General features: G+C 63.2%; 22 protein-coding genes. 6 read left to right on the top strand and 16 right to left on the bottom strand.

All coding sequences use genetic code 11. The features are described from left to right. Positions 1 to 20 precede the first annotated feature (20 nt). Entirely contained in the window at positions 21 to 434 is a 414-nt protein-coding gene (locus tag QQ992_RS06530) for a tetratricopeptide repeat protein (protein WP_159266000.1), read from the bottom strand. Positions 435 to 1,383: 949 nt separating this feature from the next. Between QQ992_RS06530 and QQ992_RS06525 the strand changes: the two genes are divergently transcribed. The 3 genes from QQ992_RS06525 (at position 1,384) to QQ992_RS06515 (ending at position 3,765) form a co-directional block, all read left to right on the top strand. Next, on the top strand, positions 1,384 to 1,608 hold the full coding sequence (locus QQ992_RS06525; protein WP_016715487.1) for a hypothetical protein: 225 nt from the start codon (positions 1,384 to 1,386) through the stop codon (positions 1,606 to 1,608). Between the two features lie 249 nt (positions 1,609 to 1,857). After that, positions 1,858 to 2,340, top strand: coding sequence for a hypothetical protein (locus tag QQ992_RS06520; protein ID WP_060500756.1), 483 nt, complete (start codon positions 1,858 to 1,860; stop codon positions 2,338 to 2,340). Positions 2,341 to 2,487: 147 nt separating this feature from the next. After that, a complete protein-coding gene (locus QQ992_RS06515; protein ID WP_286112674.1) occupies positions 2,488 to 3,765 on the top strand; it encodes an OmpP1/FadL family transporter in 1,278 nt (425 codons plus the stop codon). 41 nt (positions 3,766 to 3,806) lie between these two features. On the opposite strand, the gene QQ992_RS06510 is transcribed toward QQ992_RS06515, so the two are convergent. Then, a complete protein-coding gene (locus tag QQ992_RS06510; RefSeq protein ID WP_286112672.1) occupies positions 3,807 to 4,736 on the bottom strand; it encodes a LysR family transcriptional regulator in 930 nt (309 codons plus the stop codon). Between the two features lie 113 nt (positions 4,737 to 4,849). Here QQ992_RS06510 and QQ992_RS06505 point away from each other — a divergent pair, with 113 nt between their 5' ends. Then, on the top strand, positions 4,850 to 5,110 hold the full coding sequence (locus tag QQ992_RS06505) for a DUF2798 domain-containing protein (RefSeq protein WP_286112671.1): 261 nt from the start codon (positions 4,850 to 4,852) through the stop codon (positions 5,108 to 5,110). A 391-nt stretch (positions 5,111 to 5,501) separates the two neighbouring features. On the opposite strand, the gene QQ992_RS06500 is transcribed toward QQ992_RS06505, so the two are convergent. Next, positions 5,502 to 6,053 (bottom strand): glutathione peroxidase, encoded by a 552-nt coding sequence (locus QQ992_RS06500; protein WP_286112670.1) that lies wholly within the window; start codon positions 6,051 to 6,053, stop codon positions 5,502 to 5,504. 137 nt (positions 6,054 to 6,190) lie between these two features. Between QQ992_RS06500 and QQ992_RS06495 the strand changes: the two genes are divergently transcribed. Both QQ992_RS06495 and QQ992_RS06490 read left to right on the top strand, forming a co-directional pair. Continuing rightward, on the top strand, positions 6,191 to 6,361 hold the full coding sequence (locus tag QQ992_RS06495; RefSeq protein WP_286112668.1) for a YhfG family protein: 171 nt from the start codon (positions 6,191 to 6,193) through the stop codon (positions 6,359 to 6,361). Continuing rightward, positions 6,361 to 6,957, top strand: coding sequence for a Fic/DOC family protein (locus QQ992_RS06490; RefSeq protein ID WP_286112667.1), 597 nt, complete (start codon positions 6,361 to 6,363; stop codon positions 6,955 to 6,957). Before QQ992_RS06495 ends, QQ992_RS06490 begins: the two co-directional genes overlap by 1 nt. Here QQ992_RS06490 and QQ992_RS06485 read toward each other — a convergent pair. From QQ992_RS06485 to cobO, 13 genes are all read right to left on the bottom strand, one after another. Continuing rightward, a complete protein-coding gene (locus QQ992_RS06485) occupies positions 6,954 to 7,076 on the bottom strand; it encodes a hypothetical protein (RefSeq protein ID WP_286112666.1) in 123 nt (40 codons plus the stop codon). The two genes, QQ992_RS06490 and QQ992_RS06485, sit on opposite strands and share 4 nt — an antisense overlap. Beyond that, entirely contained in the window at positions 7,073 to 8,275 is a 1,203-nt protein-coding gene (locus tag QQ992_RS06480; RefSeq protein WP_401345935.1) for an MFS transporter, read from the bottom strand. Before QQ992_RS06480 ends, QQ992_RS06485 begins: the two co-directional genes overlap by 4 nt. Positions 8,276 to 8,339: 64 nt before the next feature. Further along, the gene (locus tag QQ992_RS06475; protein WP_119371048.1) at positions 8,340 to 8,744 is read right to left on the bottom strand and encodes a MarR family winged helix-turn-helix transcriptional regulator; all 405 of its coding nucleotides are present in this window, start codon (positions 8,742 to 8,744) and stop codon (positions 8,340 to 8,342) included. A gap of 71 nt (positions 8,745 to 8,815) precedes the next feature. Beyond that, entirely contained in the window at positions 8,816 to 9,550 is a 735-nt protein-coding gene (locus QQ992_RS06470) for an adenosylcobinamide-GDP ribazoletransferase (RefSeq protein ID WP_286112664.1), read from the bottom strand. 1 nt (position 9,551) lies between these two features. Then, positions 9,552 to 10,118, bottom strand: coding sequence for a histidine phosphatase family protein (locus QQ992_RS06465; protein ID WP_286112662.1), 567 nt, complete (start codon positions 10,116 to 10,118; stop codon positions 9,552 to 9,554). After that, positions 10,115 to 11,170, bottom strand: a complete 1,056-nt coding sequence (gene cobT, locus QQ992_RS06460; RefSeq protein WP_286112661.1) for a nicotinate-nucleotide--dimethylbenzimidazole phosphoribosyltransferase — start codon at positions 11,168 to 11,170, stop codon at positions 10,115 to 10,117. The genes QQ992_RS06465 and cobT overlap by 4 nt, the downstream gene beginning before the upstream one ends. Next, positions 11,167 to 11,688 (bottom strand): bifunctional adenosylcobinamide kinase/adenosylcobinamide-phosphate guanylyltransferase, encoded by a 522-nt coding sequence (cobU, locus tag QQ992_RS06455; protein ID WP_286112660.1) that lies wholly within the window; start codon positions 11,686 to 11,688, stop codon positions 11,167 to 11,169. The genes cobT and cobU overlap by 4 nt, the downstream gene beginning before the upstream one ends. A 1-nt stretch (position 11,689) precedes the next feature. Further along, entirely contained in the window at positions 11,690 to 13,144 is a 1,455-nt protein-coding gene (locus tag QQ992_RS06450) for a cobyric acid synthase (protein WP_286112658.1), read from the bottom strand. After that, entirely contained in the window at positions 13,141 to 14,133 is a 993-nt protein-coding gene (gene cobD, locus QQ992_RS06445) for a threonine-phosphate decarboxylase CobD (RefSeq protein WP_286112656.1), read from the bottom strand. Before cobD ends, QQ992_RS06450 begins: the two co-directional genes overlap by 4 nt. Then, a complete protein-coding gene (gene cbiB / locus QQ992_RS06440; protein WP_286112655.1) occupies positions 14,126 to 15,034 on the bottom strand; it encodes an adenosylcobinamide-phosphate synthase CbiB in 909 nt (302 codons plus the stop codon). Before cbiB ends, cobD begins: the two co-directional genes overlap by 8 nt. Continuing rightward, positions 15,031 to 15,681, bottom strand: coding sequence for a 5,6-dimethylbenzimidazole synthase (gene bluB / locus QQ992_RS06435; RefSeq protein WP_274082456.1), 651 nt, complete (start codon positions 15,679 to 15,681; stop codon positions 15,031 to 15,033). Before bluB ends, cbiB begins: the two co-directional genes overlap by 4 nt. Continuing rightward, positions 15,678 to 16,973 (bottom strand): cobyrinic acid a,c-diamide synthase CobB, encoded by a 1,296-nt coding sequence (locus QQ992_RS06430; RefSeq protein WP_286112653.1) that lies wholly within the window; start codon positions 16,971 to 16,973, stop codon positions 15,678 to 15,680. Before QQ992_RS06430 ends, bluB begins: the two co-directional genes overlap by 4 nt. Beyond that, complete coding sequence (gene cobO, locus QQ992_RS06425) at positions 16,970 to 17,581, bottom strand: cob(I)yrinic acid a,c-diamide adenosyltransferase (RefSeq protein WP_152954129.1); 612 nt, start codon at positions 17,579 to 17,581, stop codon at positions 16,970 to 16,972. The genes QQ992_RS06430 and cobO overlap by 4 nt, the downstream gene beginning before the upstream one ends. Positions 17,582 to 17,654 lie beyond the last annotated feature (73 nt).

Below are 17,654 nucleotides of genomic sequence, written 5' to 3'. Positions count from 1 at the left end.
GCCTGTTGCAGCCCGACTGCTCAGCCCGAGAACCACTGGCGCAGCAACCGCCGCGCTTCCTGCGACCCCTGCCCCGCCGCCAGCTCCAGCCAGTACCGCGCCTGCTCAGGCTCGGTGTGCTGGCACAACCGCGCATATTCCAGTTGCGCCCGCCGATCACCGGCGCGGGCGGCCTGACGCAGCAGTTCATGGCCAATCCGCCGGTCACGGGCATTGCCGCAATCACGGCACAGCATCTGCCCCAGGCGGCTTTGTGCGACCACAACGCCCTGGCGCGCCGGCTGTTTCAGCAGGCGCCCAGCCAAGTGCTTGACCTGGGGTTTGTCACCCAGGCGCGGGCTGTCGAGCAACCACAAGGCAACTTTCAGTGAAAAGCGTTTGGGGGGAGGCGTCGATGCCGCGGGGCTGGCGAGGTGTTTGCTGCGGAACTTCATGAGTAACAGGTTTGGCAACTCGAAAGGCGCGCCACTCTACTCTTTTTTTTCCGCCCCGGCCTGTCGATTTCTGGAGAATTGAAAAAAATTTAAATGATCTTTTCTTGACGTTTTCGAGGGGATGACCAAGCAGTCTGTCGAGGCATGTCGATTGTCGGACAGTTCACGCCTTTGCTAGCACGCCCGTCCTAGAGCAAGCGCTCGGGACAATCCACAGTTCCTGTGGATAACTCGGTGGACAACCCCCTTGCACACCCCGCAAAGCCCCGTGAATTGGGGCTTTGTGTCAAACTGACGATTTTTTCACCAGCTAAAAATAGTGTTTTTTTTCATTGACTTAACCGCGCAGTCAAGGCATTGGCGAGGCTGTCGATGCGTGTTGCCGGGCTGTTACAACCGCTGCCCCGAATGTGAACAAGTGCACCATAAACCTCCATTCGAGTGCACGAAACGGGCACATCGGCCTGGATACGGGCCATTTGCCCCCTCTTCACAGCAACGCAAATACGCGCCATACTGCGCGGCTAACCTGAACGAACGTAGTGCTTGCCAAGCGCCTGCATTTCCAGTAAGGTGCGCCTCGTTAGTACCAAGCTGAAAGTCAATTCTGGCCACAAGCGTCCTTGCAACCCCCTCCTCCCAAGAGTGGCGCTGCTGAAAGCAGGACCGGCCCAATCGATGATTCCCTCGCCAGCCTCAGGCTGCTCAAGCACGAATCACGTGACAGATTGATCAGGATTCCACCCCGACGGCCTAGAACCTTGGCCCCGGCGTGCTGCCTGCCTTCCGAAGTACCTACCAGTCAGCCCAAGCGCCCACCTTTGATTGCGCTCCCTCTGGCTGCCCTGTTCCAGTCAGGTTCGTTCGTCCCTTAATAAAGGCGTCACTGGAACGTTTCTATCATGCACGGATCATAACCCCCGTGTTTAAAGCAGGAACCTCCAACAATATGCATACTCATCATCAAATTCAGGCTGCCATTGGCACCCTCTCCCAGGCCTTCTCGCCGTTGAAGTGCCTTATCGTTGCCCCACGCAAGGGCAGCTTCAGCTTCACCCTGGTAGACGAACACGGCGTCGCCTGCCACACCGAGCGCCTGTACCCTGAACAGTACAGCCGTAGCGAGCCGCTGCAGGCGGTCATTGCCCGTACTCGCCAATCGCTTACCGCGTGAGCCGCGAATACTGCGGTATTCAAGCGCTGAATCACCCCATCGCCAGTCTGCCTGAACGTTCCCGGCGTAATTGCCTTAGGGCATATAGCCCGGTACGTCAGGCAGCAAACGATTTAAAAACAGCTCTTTACACCACGATTATCACACTACACTTCAACTCGAGCGGTCCTTACCGCTTCCGGCGGGCCTGATCATTCACCAGCTGCCAAGCTCCAGCGCCCGTCCGGCCCTTATCTGCTCGAGGGCATCATGGGTATCGCGGCGAATGAATTGTGTCAGTATGTGATCCGACCCACCCTGGTCTACCTGAACCGTCACTGCGCCAGCGCCGAGGCCTTGTTGCTGGGCATCGCCGCCAGCCAATCGGCACTCGGGTCCGCTTTGCACGACCGACGTGGGCACGGCCTTTACCGCATTGGCGAACACCGCCATCAGGCGCTCTGGGACGACTACCTGGCCCGTGATCCCGACCTGGCCAGCCTGGTCCGCGGCCTGGCCAGCCAGCACGCCTTCCTTGGCGGGCCGCACCTGGAGCTCACCGTCAACCTGCGCTACTCCACCGCCATTGCCTGGATGCTCGTCGAAGAGCAGGCCACAACGCTGCCCGCCGCAGATGACCTGTTGGCGCTGGCACGAATCTGGCGACAGGTATTCAACCCCCAAGGTCGCCTGCGCGACTTCACCTCAGCCTGGCACACCTGCATAGATCAGAGATTGCCACAGGCATCTTAAGACACGTCCTACAACATTACCGGAAAAAAGGGAATTTTGGTCGGATTGTCCTACAAAACCGCTCTATCTTCTGCGATTGAGGCTATGGCGCGGCGCGTGATTTGTTGGTAGCTTTTCGCCCCGGAGATCCCAAGGAGTTTTCTAATAATGAAAAAAGTAATGCTCAAAACCTCCCTCGGCGTAGCCGTTGCTCTTGCTTCCAGCCAACTGCTCGCCAGCGGCTTCGCGCTCAACGAACAGAGCATCAGCAGCATGGGGACAGGTTTCGCGGGACGTTCTTCTTCTGCCGAAGATGCCAGCACCGTGTTTGGCAACCCGGCAGGCATGTCCCGCCTCAAACGCGAACAATTCACCGTGGGCGGCGCTGCCGTCATCGCCAAGTCCGACATCTCGGGCCCGGGCAGCAACTTCGGGGGGGAAACCGATGGTGACATGGTGCCTTTGGTTGGCGTACCGATGGGTTACTACGTCAAGCCGATCGACGACCACTGGAGCGTCGGTTTCGGTGTTTACGTACCGTTCGGCCTGGTAACCGACTACGGCAGCGATGACGCCGCCCGTTACTGGGGCAAGAAAAGCCACGTCGAGGTTGTCACCTTCCAGCCGACTGTCAGCTATGCCTTCAACGACAAGGTCTCGATCGGCTTCGGACCTACCATCAACCGCATCAAGGGTGAGCTGGGCTCTAACCTGGCAACCCCAGCCGCACTAGGCGGTAGAGATGGGGAAGTTAAGATCAAAGGCGACGATACCGCCGTAGGCTATAACATCGGTGTTTTGGTACAGGCCACCGACCGGACCCGTATCGGCTTGACCTATCACTCGATGGTTGACTACAAACTTGAGGGTAAAACCCGGGTAAGTACGCCGCTGCTACAGTCTTTCAGCGGCAGCAAATTCGATGCATCGCTGAAAATCAAGACCCCTGAATCTGTCGACCTTTCGGTCACGCATGAACTTGATGATCAGTGGACTTTGTACGCCGGTAGTACTTGGACACGTTGGAGCAGGCTGAAAGACATCACTGTAAACAACGATCTGCCTGCCCAACTGTCCGGTGGTGCAGCTGGTGCGCTATTTGGCACCATCACCGAGGAGCAGAACTGGCATGACACCTGGGCCCACGCCATTGGTGCTTCGTACAAGGTCAACAAGGAGTGGGTACTGCGTACCGGCTTCACCGTCGACCAGTCGCCGACCAACAACCACGACCGCTCGCCACGCATCCCGACCGGCGACCGCAAAGTGTTCAGCCTGGGTGCCGGCTGGAGCCCGAACGACGACATGACCATCGACGTGGCCTATTCCTACCTGTGGGAAGAAGACACCAAGGTCAATCTGGCGAGTGCAACCAAGGGCAGCTACCAGGCCAAGTACGAGAACAGCGCCCACGGTATCGGTGCTTCGCTCACCTACCGCTTCTGATTCGTACCCGCCACACAAAAACCGCCCTCGTGGCGGTTTTTTCATGCCTGCACCTGCCAACTGTCACCCAGGCACTCGCGCAGATAATCCATGAACACGCGTACCTTGGTGGTCATGGCAAAACGGTCGGCCAGGCACAGGTAGATATCCATCGGCTCGGTCTGGGCGTACGCTTGCCCGCTGTCGCTGTATTCGAACAAGGGCACCAGCGCGCCGGAGGCCAGATGTGGCCGCACGATGAACTCGGCCAGGCGGGTGATGCCACCATCGTGCAGGGCCATCTGGGTCAGGGCATCGATGTCATCGCTGATCAATACGCTGCCGAACTCCGCCTCGAAGCGCAGGCCGTCGCGCATGAAGCCCCAACGCAAAAAGCGCCCGTCCACCGGATAGCGAAACACCAGGCAGCGGTGCTCGCGCAGGGCCTCAGGCGTGGCGGGCACGCCGGCGCTTTGCAGGTAACCAGGTGAGGCGCAGCAGATGAACGGGATACGGGCAATGTGCCGGGCCATTAGCTGGTCTTCCAGCTGAGGGGCAATCCGCAGGCTCACGTCGACGTCTTCACGGGCATGGTTCACCCGGCGATCAGTCGTTACCAACTCTATCGAAAGCAATGGGTAGCGGGCACTGAAGGCGGGTATCAGCGGCGCCAGGACGTGGCGACCGAAGGCGGAAGTCGAGGCAATGCACAGCCGCCCTTGGGGCTCGCTGTCCGGGGTGGTGACCGCCTGTTCGGCCAGCGCCAGGTCACGCTCGATGTGCTTCACGCGCGCGTAATACTGGGCGCCAGCGGGTGTCACAGCCATGCTGCGTGTGGTACGGCTGAGCAGTCGCACCTGCAAGTGGCCCTCTAGCCGAGCCAGGTTCTGGCTGACAGCTGCCGGGCTGAGCCCCAGATTGCGGGCGCCAGCGGCAATGCTGCCGGCTTCGACAACCTTGATGAAACTGCGGATGGCGTTGAGCAGGTCCATTTGAGCCCTTGGATTCGTAAGAATCTCTTTATAAAGAACTCAATCCTGCGGGTCTACAGGTGCAGGAGGATGCGTTGCTAACCTGCGCCTCCACTCACCTTTCAGGAGTTCGCATGAGCAACCTGTCCCAGTCGCGCAGCCGACGCAAATTACACCCGGGCGCCACGCCTTACGTTTTCGCTTTTTACATGTCGTCGATCATGGCACTGCTGATGTGCTTCGTGATCACAGCGGCCAATGCCGGGGTTAACCCGGAGTACCTGAGCAATGTGCTGAAGGCCTATCAATTGGCAATGCCGGCGGCGTTTGTATGTGTATTGATGGTGAGGCCGGTGGTGGTAAGGCTGGTGGCGATTACGGTGCATGCGAATTGAAGTAGCCCGAAAACCAGACGCACTCCCCGCTCTTGACCTTGACCTTGATCTTGATCTTGATCTTGATCTTGATCTTCGCGACTTCAGGAGGCCGAACGCAGGCCTTGCGGAGGGAGGTGACGGGCATGGATGCCCGTCAAGCGCTGGGCCCCAGGATGGGGCCTGCAGCGCGGTCCTCCCGGGAGCAAGGCCGGAGTGAGGGAACCCCGGAGCGCAGCGTAGGGGCCGGATGATGGGAGCGCAGCGTTTTTTGGTTACTTTTTGTCGCGTTTGACAAAAAGTGACTCGCCGTAAGGGCGAAAAGGTGAGTCAGCGTCGCCATAGCAAATGGACTATGCGCGAAATCAAAACCAGCGCTGTCTCGCTTTTCGCTTTCAGGCGTCAACCCGCATCACTGCTGCGAAGCGATGGCCTTTTCGATAGCAGCCCTGAACGCCGGGTCATCCGGTTTGGTCAGACTGGAGAAACTGCCAATCACCTCACCCTTACGGTCCACCACGTACTTGTAGAAATTCCACTTCGGCGCACTGCTCTGGCTGGCCAATTCAGCGAACAGTGGTATCGCATCCTTACCCCGTACCGCCTGAGTCTTGGTCATGGTGAAGGTGACACCGTAGTTGGCATAGCAAACCTTGGCGGTCTTCTCACTGTCGGCGTCCTCCTGCTTGAAGTCATTGGACGGCACACCCAGCATTTCAAGACCTTGCTCGTGATACTCCTTGTAAGTCGCCTCAAGCCCCTCGAACTGCGGTGCAAAACCGCAATAGCTGGCGGTGTTGACCACCACCAGCGGCTTGCCGGCGAAGCGCTCGCACAGTTCGACCTGCCCCTTGCCCCGCAACTCCGGCAGGCTCCCCTGCAACAACGCCGGGCAGTCCGCAGCCCAGCTCGACGCGCTGGCAAGCAGGGCCAGCACCGGCACCGTCAACCGATGTGCACGCATGATTCGTTTCTCCCGCATGACGATCCTTGAGCTTGCAGGGTAGCGCCAGACAGGCACCCATGCCCACCCGGCGTCGCAATCCTCTTGCCACCGCTTTGCGTTATAATTCCTGCAGTTCAACACCGAGCGAGTCAAACATGGCACCGATCAGCCTGCAAACCAAGAAGGCCCATGCCGCCAGCAAGCGCCGCTCCAACTACGCGGCCAGCTTACGCCTCGAAGGGTTCGCAACCTCTGCCGAAGATGCCGACAAGCCACTGCCAGCCAAAGAGGATGTGCTTAAGGCGTTTCTCAAACGTAGCCGCTGATGCGCGATAAATACGGCATAGAGCAAGACCCCTACTGCTACCCCGGCAGCAGCACCCTGCGCAATAAGTTAGGCATACTGGACGATACCGAGCTAGATCAAGCAGAACGCTTACTTTCTGCAATTGCAGCAGAGCAGATAGAGTTCGAACTACCTCCCTACGACTTGAATTACCTGCGCAGAATCCACGCCACGTTGTTTTCCGATCTTTATGACTGGGCTGGGCAGCTCAGGACGGTAGCCATTTCCAAGCAGGACACGCGCTTCTGCCAACCCGAGTTCATGGAAAGGCAGGCGGCTCAGGTGTTCAAGCGGATGGTAGCCGCGGATTGGTACGAACAAATGCCGCGTGACCAACTGGTTGTGTCGATCGCAGATGAATATTCCGAACTCAATGTTGTTCACCCATTTCGGGACGGGAATGGCCGGGCTCAGCGCATACTGTTCGAGCATATTGTCTACAACGCCGGCTATGACATCAGCTGGTGGGCAGCTGAGCCACGCGAGTGGGTAGAAGCAAACATTGCTGCATACCACTGCAATCTTCAGCCTCTTACAGCCATTTTTGCCCGATGCATTGGCGCCCGCCTCGCCTAACAAACACCCATGCCCAGTTGCATCAACGCCATCCCACCCTGATGCCAGCCCCACCACACCAGCGCCAACAGCGCCAGAGCAGCAAGGGCCAGCAGCGCACGCGCCAGGTAGCGGTTCATGCGGCCTGGGCCTGCAAACGGGCGACCGGGCGTTCGCGCACGGGCCAGTTGAGCGCGGCGGCCAGCACGCTGAGCAGGATGGAAATCTGCCAGACCAGGTCATAGCTGCCAGTGCGGTCATACACCACCCCACCCAACCAGCCACCCAGGAAGGCGCCCAACTGGTGGAACAGGAAGACGATACCGCCGAGCATGGACAGGTTGCGCACCCCGAACACCGTTGCCACGGTGCCATTGGTCAACGGCACTGTAGACAGCCACAGCAGGCCCATGGCAATACCGAACAGGTAAGCACTGAACTCGCTCACCGGCGCCCACAGGAACAGCAGGATTACCACCGCACGTAGCAAGTACAGCCCGGTCAGCAGGCGCGGCTTGGACATGCGACCACCCAGCCAGCCAGCAGTGAACGTACCCACGATATTGAACAGGCCAACCAACGCCAGCACCGTGGTACCGGTGGTCGCAGCCAGGTGCTGGTCTACCAGATAGGCCGGCAGGTGCACACCAATGAACACCACCTGGAAGCCACAGACGAAAAAGCCCAGCGCCAGCAACCAGAAGCCGGAATGCGAGCACGCCTCGCGCAGTGCCTGGCCCAGGGTCTGTTCGGCGCCATGGCTGGGCAGCGGGCGGTCGCGCAGCAGGCCGACGAAGGGCACGATAAACGCCACCATCAGGCCCAACACCAGCAACGCCGCCGACCACCCCAACCACTGGATCAGGCCCAAGGTACCGGGCAGCATGGCGAACTGGCCAAACGAACCGGCAGCGCTCGCAATCCCCATCGCCATACTGCGCTTCTCGGCAGGCACAGCACGCCCGACCACGCCAAGGATGACCGAGAACGACGTGCCGGACAGGCCGATGCCGATCAGCAAGCCGGCGCTGAGCGACAACGACCAGGCCGAATCGGCCATGCCCATCAGGATCAAACCGACGGCATAGAGAATGCCGCCGATGATCACCACCCGCGCGGCACCCAGGCGGTCGGCCAAGGCACCGGCGAACGGCTGCGCCAACCCCCAGATCAGGTTCTGCAAGGCAATGGCAAAGGCGAACACCTCACGCCCCCAGCCAAAGTCAGCGCTCATCGGCGCCAGGAACAGGCCAAAGCCATGTCGCACACCCAAGGAAAGCGCCAGGATCAACGCCGCCCCCACCAATACCCACCCGCTGGTTCGCCACACCGAAGTCATTGTCGTTATCTCCAGCACATCGCAAGGTTGTTGCGGGTATATACCCGCTTATAGTCGTATCAATTCAGGCCAGTTGGCCCAGCAAACGCACCAGTTCATCCCGCTGCTCTGCCCCCAGTCGCTCCACCAGCTCGGTCTGAGCCTGTTCCCAGGCCGGATGAGCATCACGCAGTAGCTGCTTACCCGCTTCGGTCAGCAGCACCACGCGATTGCGCTGGTCATCGCCATCCACCAGGGCCAGCAGCCCCTCGGCCTCAAGCACCCGCAGGTTGCGGCCCAGGGTGCTGCGCTCCAGGCCCATGGCTTCGGCCAGGCTTGTGATACTGGGGCGATCAAGCCGCTGCAGATGACGCAGCAGGGAAAACTGGGCGACATTCACCCCGAAGCCGGCAAGCGCTTCGTCGTAATGCCGGCTCACCCCACGGGCGGCGCGACGCAGATGGGTACAGATGCATTCACTGGTCAGCATGGATACGTGTATATACCCGCGTCATAGGTGTTGCAAGAAATTTCATCCCCGAGATGACAGCGACCGAGCGCTCAAAGGCCCATCGCCAACCCCAACACCACGGCCAGTTCAAGCAACTCCACCGTCGCGCCAGCGGTATCCCCGGTGGTTCCGCCAAGGCGCCGGCACATCAGTTGCCGCAGCCCTGCAAACACAGCGAGTGCCAGCACCAGTATCCCGCACGCGCTCCAGCCACCTGCGACCAGGCACATGACCGTACTGCCCAGCAAAGCCCAATAGGCCTCACGGCGCGGCAGATGATCGGCCAGGGCTTGGCCCAGGCCACTCGAGCGCACGTAGGGGGTACCCAGGAACAGGCCCAACATTGCCGCTCGACCAATCAAGGGCGCCAGCAGCAATTGCACTCCGATGCCCTGCTCTACCAGCACCCACAAGGCGCAGAACTTCAGCAACAGCACCAATACCAGGGTGACCACGGCAATCGGCCCGCTGCGCGGGTCTTTCATGATCTGCAAGGTGCGTTCACGGTCGCCGAAACCACCCAGCCAGGCGTCAGCACTGTCAGCCAGGCCATCCAGGTGCAAGGCACCACTGAGCAACACCCACAACGTCAGTAACAAAGCGGCATGCAGCGGTGCTGGCGTACCTTGCAGCAGATGGCTGGCCAGCCACAGCAGTATGCCGAACAACAACCCGACCAGCGGGTAGAACAGCAGCGAACGCCCCATTTCACGCGGTGCCGGCATGCCTGGCAGGCTTACGGGCAGGCTGCTGAGAAACTGCAAGGCAATCCAGAATGGCAACATCTCAGCACGCCTCGACCCACTGGCCATCGACACCCGGTACCAGCCGCACCAGCGCACCATGCCCCACCTCAACCTGCAGCAGCTGCGCCCTCGGCAAGCCACGGGCTCGGGCCAGCAATAGCCGCATCACACCGCCATGGGTGACCAGCAGCACACGCTTGCCAGCATGCTGACGGCTCAGCCGCTCGACTGCAGCCAGCACACGCTCGGCAAACGCCTCGACTGGCTCGCCATTGGGCGGCGTAAAGGCGTAAGGGTTCTCCCAGAACCGACCCAGAGCATCCGCCTGGTCTTCCATGATCTGCGCGGCGCTTCGGCCCTCCCAGTCGCCAAAATGCAGCTCCTGAAGGCCGGGTTCTCGTTGCACCGGCAGATTCAACTGCGCCCCCAGGTCATCGGCAAAGCGGGCGCAGCGCTGCAGCGGCGAGCTGACCAGCACCTCCCAGGGCCCTGCCTCGGCCACAGCACCACGCATCTGCGCCCAGCCCTTGTCAGTCAACGCATCGTCAAGGCTGCCGCGCAGGCCGCCCTGTTCGGTTTCGCCATGGCGCAACAAGTCGAGGATCATGCCGGGCGGTCCGCCACCGCAGCTTCGGCGAACGTTGCCATCTGCCCGTGCAGCGCGCAGGCGAGGCGCAGCAGCGGCAGGGCCAGCGCAGCACCACTGCCCTCGCCCAAACGAAGGCCCAGCGCCAGTAGCGGTTCGGCCTGCAAGGCCTCGAGCAATGCTTTGTGCCCGGGTTCCGCCCCTTGGTGAGCGAACAGCAACCACGCGCGGCACTGCGGATTAAGGCGCACCGCCGCCAGCGCGGCAACGCTGCAGATGAAGCCGTCCACCAGTACGGCGATACCCGCCTGCGCACAACCGATGTAGGCGCCCGCCAATGCAGCGATCTCAAAGCCACCGACGCAACCCAAGGCTTGCAGCGGGTCCGCAGCCTGCAACTTGTGCAAGCGCAGGGCGTGCTCGATGACTTCGGCCTTGTGCCGCACACCCGCGCTGTCCAGGCCCGTGCCCGGGCCGCTCAGCTCAGCAGGCGGGCAGCCCAGCAGCACGCTGGCCAAGGCGGCGGCGGCTGTGGTGTTGCCTATCCCCATCTCGCCACCGATGAACAGCTGCGCACCCCGTTCGGCAGCACGCAGCGCGCTGTCGCGGCCCGCCTGCAAAGCCGCTTGCAGTTGGCCTTCGGTCATTGCCGGCTGGCGAGCGAAGTTGGCCGTACCGGCGCCAAGGCGCAAGTGGTGCACGCCCGGCAACGCCAGATCAGGGTCGATGGTGCCCAGGTCGACCACTTCGAGGCTAGCCTGCAGCTCGCGCGCCAGCACGCTGATCGCCGCACCACCCCCTACGAAGTTGCGCAGCATCTGCCCGGTCACCGCCTGCGGGTAAGCGGAGATACCCTCCTCGACCACACCGTGGTCACCGGCAAAAACAGTGATGGCGGCCTGATCCAGCACCGGCCTTTCACGCCCTTGCAGGCCGGCCAGCTGAATGGCCAGGCCTTCAAGCTGGCCAAGCGAACCGGCGGGCTTGGTCAGCTGCTGCTGACGGGCGCGGGCCTGGTCCATGGCGGCGTTGTCGAGGGGTTGGCAGGCATCACGCCACCAGGCTTGAGTCATAGTGCAGGTCCTTTAAGCATTAAGGGCAGGCCGGCCACGGTCAGCACCACACGCTGACAACGTTCGGCCACAGCCTGGTGAAGCCAGCCAGCCAGGTCGACATAACGCCGGGTCAGCTCGCCCATGGGCACGACGCCCAGGCCGGTTTCGTTACTGACCAGGATCAGGGTGCCAGGCAACTGCTCAAGGCAGGCCAGCAGGGCATCTCGTTCCTCGGCCAGGCGCTGGTCATCTTCAAGCATCAGCAGGTTGGTCAACCACAGGGTCAGGCAGTCCACCAGCAGGCAGCGCCCTTCGCCTGCTTCAGCGCGCAGTACTGCGGCCAAGGCCAAGGGCTCTTCGATCAGCCTCCAGTCGTCCGGGCGGCGCTGGCGGTGCAGCAACACACGTTCGTTCATTTCACCGTCCAGCGGCTGGCTGGTGGCAATGTAGGTCACCGGCAGGCCACTGGCACTGGCCAACTGTTCGGCGAGGCGGCTCTTGCCGGAGCGGGCGCCACCGAGGATCAGACTGCGCATGTCAGGCCACCCCACAGAGTTGGCGCAAGCGCGCGGTGTCCAGGTGTTTTTCCACCAGGTCGGCCAGGCGCTCGATGTCGCGCTCGCGCAGGGCTTCGTAATCGATGGTCTGGGCATCTTCCAGGCCGGCCCAGCGCAGCAGCGCGGCGCACGAGTGGCTGCCCTCGAACAGGCCGTGCAGGTAGGTGGCAAGGATCTGCCCATCATCGCTCACCGCACCATCACAACGACCATCGGCCAGTTGCACGGCAGGCTGTTCCAGCGCAGGGCCGGTGGTGACGCCGGCGTGAATCTCATAACCGGCAACCGGCGCCGCTTCAAGGTTCAGCACCCCGGCAACGTTGCGCAACTGCTTCTCGGCCTCAAGCACCGTGGCGTAATCCAGCAGGCCAAGCCCCGGGCTCGACCCGGCAGGGCCCTCGAGGCCTAGCGGATCATGCACTTCACGGCCCAGCATCTGCAGGCCACCACAAATGCCTATCACCTTGCCCCCGTAGCGCAGGTGCCGCTCGATCGCTTTGTCCCAACCGCGCTCGCGCAGTTGCGCCAGGTCGCCACGCACGCTCTTGGAGCCCGGCAGGATGATCAGGTCGGCAGGCGGAATCGGCTGGCCCGGGCCAATGAACTGCAGGTCCACCTGCGGGTGCAGGCGCAGCGGGTCGAAGTCGGTGTGGTTACTGATGCGCGGCAATACCGGCACGATCACCTTGAGCACACGCTCGCTTTTGGCGCCCTGGCGCACATCGATGCCGTCTTCGGCTTCCAGGTGCAAATCGGTGACATAAGGCAACACGCCCAGCACCGGCTTGCCGGTGCGTTGCTCCAGCCAGTCCAGCCCCGGCTGCAACAGGGCAATATCGCCACGGAAACGGTTGATGACAAAGCCCTTGACCCGCGCCTGCTCACTGGGCGAAAGCAGTTCCAGCGTGCCGACAAGGTGCGCGAACACGCCGCCACGGTTGATGTCGGCGACCAGGATCACCGGGCAATCGACGGCTTCGGCAAAGCCCATGTTGGCGATGTCGCCGGCCCGCAGGTTGATCTCTGCCGGTGACCCGGCGCCTTCGACCATGACCACCGGCCAGGCGGCACTCAGCCGCTGGTGCGAGGCCAGCACCGCCTGCATGGCGATGGCCTTGTAGTCGTGGTAGGCCACCGCATTCATGCTGGTGACCGCACGGCCATGAATGATCACCTGGGCACCGGTGTCGCTGTTGGGCTTGAGCAGTACCGGGTTCATGTCGGTATGCGGCGCCAGCCGGCACGCCTGGGCCTGCACCGCCTGGGCCCGGCCGATTTCGCCGCCGTCGGCGGTTACCGCGCTGTTCAGCGCCATGTTCTGCGGTTTGAACGGCACCACAGCGACGCCTTGGCGCAACAACCAGCGGCACAGTGCGGTCACCAGCGTGCTCTTGCCAGCGTCGGAGGTGGTGCCTTGCACCATGAGGGTGGTCATGCCGATTCCTTTTGATAGTCGGCCAGCGCCTGGGCCAGGCGCTGCTCGTCGGCCGCACACGCGGGCAGCCCCAGGCGCACGGCCGGCGGGTGTTCGAACAGGCGCACCAGGATGCCGCGACGGGCGAGAAAGTCATGCAACGGCGCGGCACGCTCGCTGCGCACGTACTGGAACAGGTCACAACCGCCGCTTCGCGCCAGGCCAGTGCTCGCCAACAAGGTGGCAAGGCGCTGGCTGGCAGCAGCGCAACGTTCAGTCTGCACGCGCTGCGCAGCTTCGTCGGCCAGGCTTGCCTGGGCCAGCACCCGGGTCGGGCCGTTGACGGTCCAAGGGCCAAGCAACTCGGCCAGGCGCAACAGCAGGCTGCGCTCAGCGGCGACGAAGCCCAGCCGCACCCCGGCCAAACCGAAGAATTTGCCGAAAGAGCGCAGCACGATCAGGCCCTCGCGACCCGCGCAGTCCACCACGCTGTCTGCCGGGGTGTTGTCCATGAACGCTTCATCGACCAGCAGCCAGCCACCGCGCGCAGCCAGGCGCGCATGCCAAGCCAACAGCGTCTCACGCGGCACACGCCGCCCGGTCGGGTTGTTGGGGTTGACCAGCACCAGCACGTCGAGGCTATCGAGCGCTGCGTCAACCTGTGCCTCGTCCAGCTCGACCAACTGATGCCCCGCCCGCTGCCAGGCGTACGGGTGTTCGGCATAACATGGCGTCAGCACCCCTGTCCGGCCTGCGGCGCGCAGCAGCGGCAAAGCCTGGATCGCGGCCTGAGAGCCCGCTACCGGCAGCAGCTGGCTGGCACCGTAGTACGCGCGTGCAGCGTCTTCCAGGCCGTCCTCGACCTCCGGTAGACGCGCCCACGCCTCTGCAGGAATCGGCGGGATCGGGAATGGCCAGGGCGCGATGCCGCTGGACAGGTCGAGCCACTGCTCGCGAGGAATGCCGTACTGCTGCACTGCGCGCAGCAGGCGGCCACCGTGTTCAAGCATTGATGTAAGCCCCCAGGCAGATCAACAACAGCCACAACCACACACCCCGCTGCACCAGGGCCCAACCGCGCTCGATCGCGTCGGCATCGGCCACTGGCCCCTCGCCCAGGCGCGGCCGCTCATGAAGCTCGCCGTGGTACACCGCCGGGCCACCGAGCTCCACGCCCAGCGCCCCGGCACCTGCAGCCATCACCGGGCCGGCGTTCGGGCTGTCCCACAGGGGGCCCTGCTTGCGCCAGCAGGTCAGGGCCAGGCGGGTCTTGCCCAGCAGCGCATACGTCAGCGCCACCAGCCTCGCGGGAAGGTAGTTGAGCACGTCGTCGATACGCGCCGCGCACCAGCCGAAACGTTCGAAGCGCTCGTTACGGTAGCCCCACATGGCATCCAGCGTGTTGCTCAGGCGGTACAGCACCACACCCGGCGCGCCAGCTACCACAAACCAGAACAGCGCGGCGAACACCGCATCGCTGCCGTTCTCCAGCACCGACTCGGTGGCCGCCCGGGCCACTGCCGGCTCGTCCAGTTCGCGGGTTTCGCGGCTGACCAGGTAGCCGACGCGCCGACGCGCCTCTTCCAGGTTGCCTTGGCGCAACGCGTTGGCCACCGGCAGCACATGCTCGCCCAGGCTGCGCAGCCCCACGGCGCAGTACAGCGCCAGCACATCCACCAGCCAGCCGATGTAAGGCAGCCACGACAGGACCAGCGCCACCAGGGTCAGCGGCACCACCGCCAGAAACCACGCGCTCACGCCATGGCTGCGCCAGCCGCGCCCGCCGGCATTCAGGCGGCGCTCAAGGTTACTGGCCATATTGCCAAAAGCCACCAACGGGTGGCGCCGCTGCGGCTCGCCCAGCAAAGCGTCCAGGGCTACCCCGGCCACGGTCAGCAAGGCCACGCTCATTGACGCTCTCCCCATTGGTTTTCGTAAAGCATTTCGCTCAAGGGCCGCGCTTCGGCCCAGTTTTCCTGCACCAGCATCGGCACCGGGTAGAACTCGGTGACCGGCCCCAGGCACAGCACCGCCACCGGTTTGGCGCCCGCTGGCATGCCCAGCAAAGCGGCCAAAGCCTGCGGCTCGAACAGCGACACCCAGCCCATGCCGAGCCCTTCGCCACGCGCAGCCAGCCACAGGTTCTGGATGGCACAGGCCAGCGAGGCCAGGTCCATTTCCGGCAGCGTGCGGCGGCCGAAGATGTGCGGTTCCCGGTTATCCATCAAGGCCGCCACCAGCAGCTCGGCGCAGTCGTTGATGCCTTCAACCTTCAGCTTCATGAAGGCATCGGAGCGCTCGCCCAATGCCTCGGCGGTGCGCACCCGCTCCGCCTCCACCAAGGCCTGGATGCGCCCACGCAGGTCACGCCGGGTAATGCGGATAAAACGCCACGGCTGCATCAGCCCGACACTGGGCGCCTGATGCGCGGCGGCCAGCAAACGGGCAAGCAGCTCTGGCGCCACCTGGCCACCGGCAAAATGGCGCATGTCGCGACGCTCGCCAATGGCCCGGTAGATCGCGGCGCGCTCGACGTCGCTGAAGGCATGTTCGCTCATGGCCGCAACAGCGCCGCCGCCGCATCCGGGTTGGAGGGGAAGTAGAAATGCACGTAAGAGGCCGTCAACCGGCCCAAGCGATACACCGCTTCGTTACCACGCCCGCCATTAGGGCTAAGGCCACGAGCGATCGGTTCCAGCTCGGTGCTGGTCAGCGAGTGATGGTAGGTATGGCCACGCAAGGTGCCTTCCGGCAGCTCTACCGCCTGCAGCGCCAGGGCCGCCAGGCGCTTCTGCATGGTCGCCTCGCCCCGCAGCAGGCCCAGCAGTTCGGCACGCTCGCCGGCCACGTCGGTCAAGGCATCGAGCAGGTACAGCATGCCGCCGCACTCGGCCAGCAAGGGTTTGCCCTGCGCATGATGGGCGCGGATTGCCTCGCACATCGGCGCATTGGCGGCCAGGGCATGGTGATGCAGCTCGGGGTAGCCGCCCGGCAGGTACAGGCTATCTACTGCCGGCAGCTCGCGATCGTGCAGCGGCGAGAAGAATTCCAGCTGCGCCCCGAGGTTGCGCAGCAGGTCGAGGTTGGCCCCGTAGGTAAAGGCAAACGCTTCGTCGCGTGCCACGCCGATACGCACCCCTGCCAGCGAAGCGGCACACGCTTGTGTTTCGGGCTCGGCAAAGCTCACCGGCGGTGGCAAGGCTGCGTCGCAGCTGGCGCCCAGCGCCTCGGCGGCTGCATCCAGGCGGGCATCCAGGTCGTTCAGCTCGCTGGCCTGAACCAGCCCGAGATGACGGCTGGGCAGCTCGATGCCGCGCTCGCGCGACAAGCCGCCGTACCAGCGCAAGCCCTGGGTCAGGCTGCCTTCCAGCAGTTGCGCATGGCGCAGGCTGCCCACCCGGTTGGCCAACACCCCGGCAAACGGCAAGTCGGCCTGGTAGCGCGCCAGGCCCAGGGCCAATGCGCCGAACGTCTGGGCCATGGCCGTGCCGTCGATCACCGCCAGCACCGGCACGCCGAAGTGGCGCGCCAGGTCGGCGCTGGACGGGGTGCCATCAAACAGCCCCATCACCCCTTCGATCAGGATCAGGTCAGCCTCGCCCGCGGCGTCCCACAGCAGGCGACGGCTTTCTTCGGCACCGATCATCCACAGGTCCAGCTGGTACACCGGCGCGCCACTGGCGCGCTCCAGGATCATCGGGTCAAGAAAATCCGGGCCACACTTGAACACGCGCACCTTGCGCCCGAGGTTACGGTGCAAGCGGGCCAGCGCGGCGGTGACGGTAGTCTTGCCCTGGCCAGAGGCCGGTGCCGCGATCAACACGGCGGGGCAATGGCGCGATTGACTCACAGTTCAACGCCCTTCTGTGCGCGAATGCCGGCCTGGAAGGCGTGCTTGAGCATACCCATCTCGGTCACGGTATCGGCCAGCTCGATCATTTCAGGCTTGGCCGCACGGCCAGTGACGATCACATGCTGCATCGGCGGGCGGGCCTGGATGTCGGAAAGCACCTGGTCCAGGTCGAGGTAGCCGTGCTTGAGGGCGATGTTCAGCTCATCCAGCACCACAAACTGCACACTCGGGTCTTGCAGCAGCTGGCGCGACACCGCCCAGGCGGCCTCGGCGGCGGCGATGTCACGCTGGCGGTCCTGGGTTTCCCAGGTGAAGCCCTCGCCCATCACGTGGTAACGCACCTGCTCAGGAAAGCGGCGGAAGAACAGCTCTTCCCCGGTGCTGTTGCGGCCCTTGATGAACTGCACAACACCGCACTGCATGCCATGGCCCAGCGCGCGCGCGAGCATGCCGAAGGCCGAGCTGCTCTTGCCCTTGCCATTGCCGGTCAGCACCAGCAACAGGCCGCATTCGTTGGGGGAATTGGCGATACGTTCGTCGATGACCGCCTTCTTGCGCTGCATGCGCGCCAGGTGGCGTTCGTCACGTTCGGTGGATTCGCTCATCAGGGTTCTCCGCTGGCTGGCACCGTGGCAACGCACGGTGACAGGTAATAGGCAGGCAAACGGAGTACGCGCA

It is taken from the genome of Pseudomonas kurunegalensis (assembly GCF_030291635.1).
In the GTDB taxonomy this organism is placed as follows: domain Bacteria; phylum Pseudomonadota; class Gammaproteobacteria; order Pseudomonadales; family Pseudomonadaceae; genus Aquipseudomonas; species Aquipseudomonas monteilii.
This window is presented reverse-complemented; position numbering and strand designations above follow the sequence as displayed.

Coding starts and splice junctions, on each gene's coding strand:
- QQ992_RS06470 (WP_286112664.1), bottom strand. CDS start 9,550: ATGTTGCCATTCTGGATTGCCTTGCAGTTTCTCAGCAGCCTGCCCGTA.
- QQ992_RS06515 (WP_286112674.1), top strand. CDS start 2,488: ATGAAAAAAGTAATGCTCAAAACCTCCCTCGGCGTAGCCGTTGCTCTT.
- cbiB (WP_286112655.1), bottom strand. CDS start 15,034: ATGAGCGTGGCCTTGCTGACCGTGGCCGGGGTAGCCCTGGACGCTTTG.
- QQ992_RS06475 (WP_119371048.1), bottom strand. CDS start 8,744: ATGCTGACCAGTGAATGCATCTGTACCCATCTGCGTCGCGCCGCCCGT.
- QQ992_RS06495 (WP_286112668.1), top strand. CDS start 6,191: ATGGCACCGATCAGCCTGCAAACCAAGAAGGCCCATGCCGCCAGCAAG.
- QQ992_RS06480 (WP_401345935.1), bottom strand. CDS start 8,275: ATGACTTCGGTGTGGCGAACCAGCGGGTGGGTATTGGTGGGGGCGGCG.
- QQ992_RS06525 (WP_016715487.1), top strand. CDS start 1,384: ATGCATACTCATCATCAAATTCAGGCTGCCATTGGCACCCTCTCCCAG.
- QQ992_RS06490 (WP_286112667.1), top strand. CDS start 6,361: ATGCGCGATAAATACGGCATAGAGCAAGACCCCTACTGCTACCCCGGC.
- bluB (WP_274082456.1), bottom strand. CDS start 15,681: ATGAGCGAACATGCCTTCAGCGACGTCGAGCGCGCCGCGATCTACCGG.
- QQ992_RS06450 (WP_286112658.1), bottom strand. CDS start 13,144: ATGACCACCCTCATGGTGCAAGGCACCACCTCCGACGCTGGCAAGAGC.
- cobD (WP_286112656.1), bottom strand. CDS start 14,133: ATGCTTGAACACGGTGGCCGCCTGCTGCGCGCAGTGCAGCAGTACGGC.
- cobT (WP_286112661.1), bottom strand. CDS start 11,170: ATGACTCAAGCCTGGTGGCGTGATGCCTGCCAACCCCTCGACAACGCC.
- QQ992_RS06505 (WP_286112671.1), top strand. CDS start 4,850: ATGAGCAACCTGTCCCAGTCGCGCAGCCGACGCAAATTACACCCGGGC.
- QQ992_RS06465 (WP_286112662.1), bottom strand. CDS start 10,118: ATGATCCTCGACTTGTTGCGCCATGGCGAAACCGAACAGGGCGGCCTG.
- QQ992_RS06500 (WP_286112670.1), bottom strand. CDS start 6,053: ATGCGTGCACATCGGTTGACGGTGCCGGTGCTGGCCCTGCTTGCCAGC.
- cobU (WP_286112660.1), bottom strand. CDS start 11,688: ATGCGCAGTCTGATCCTCGGTGGCGCCCGCTCCGGCAAGAGCCGCCTC.
- QQ992_RS06520 (WP_060500756.1), top strand. CDS start 1,858: ATGGGTATCGCGGCGAATGAATTGTGTCAGTATGTGATCCGACCCACC.
- QQ992_RS06510 (WP_286112672.1), bottom strand. CDS start 4,736: ATGGACCTGCTCAACGCCATCCGCAGTTTCATCAAGGTTGTCGAAGCC.
- QQ992_RS06530 (WP_159266000.1), bottom strand. CDS start 434: ATGAAGTTCCGCAGCAAACACCTCGCCAGCCCCGCGGCATCGACGCCT.
- cobO (WP_152954129.1), bottom strand. CDS start 17,581: ATGAGCGAATCCACCGAACGTGACGAACGCCACCTGGCGCGCATGCAG.
- QQ992_RS06485 (WP_286112666.1), bottom strand. CDS start 7,076: ATGAACCGCTACCTGGCGCGTGCGCTGCTGGCCCTTGCTGCTCTGGCG.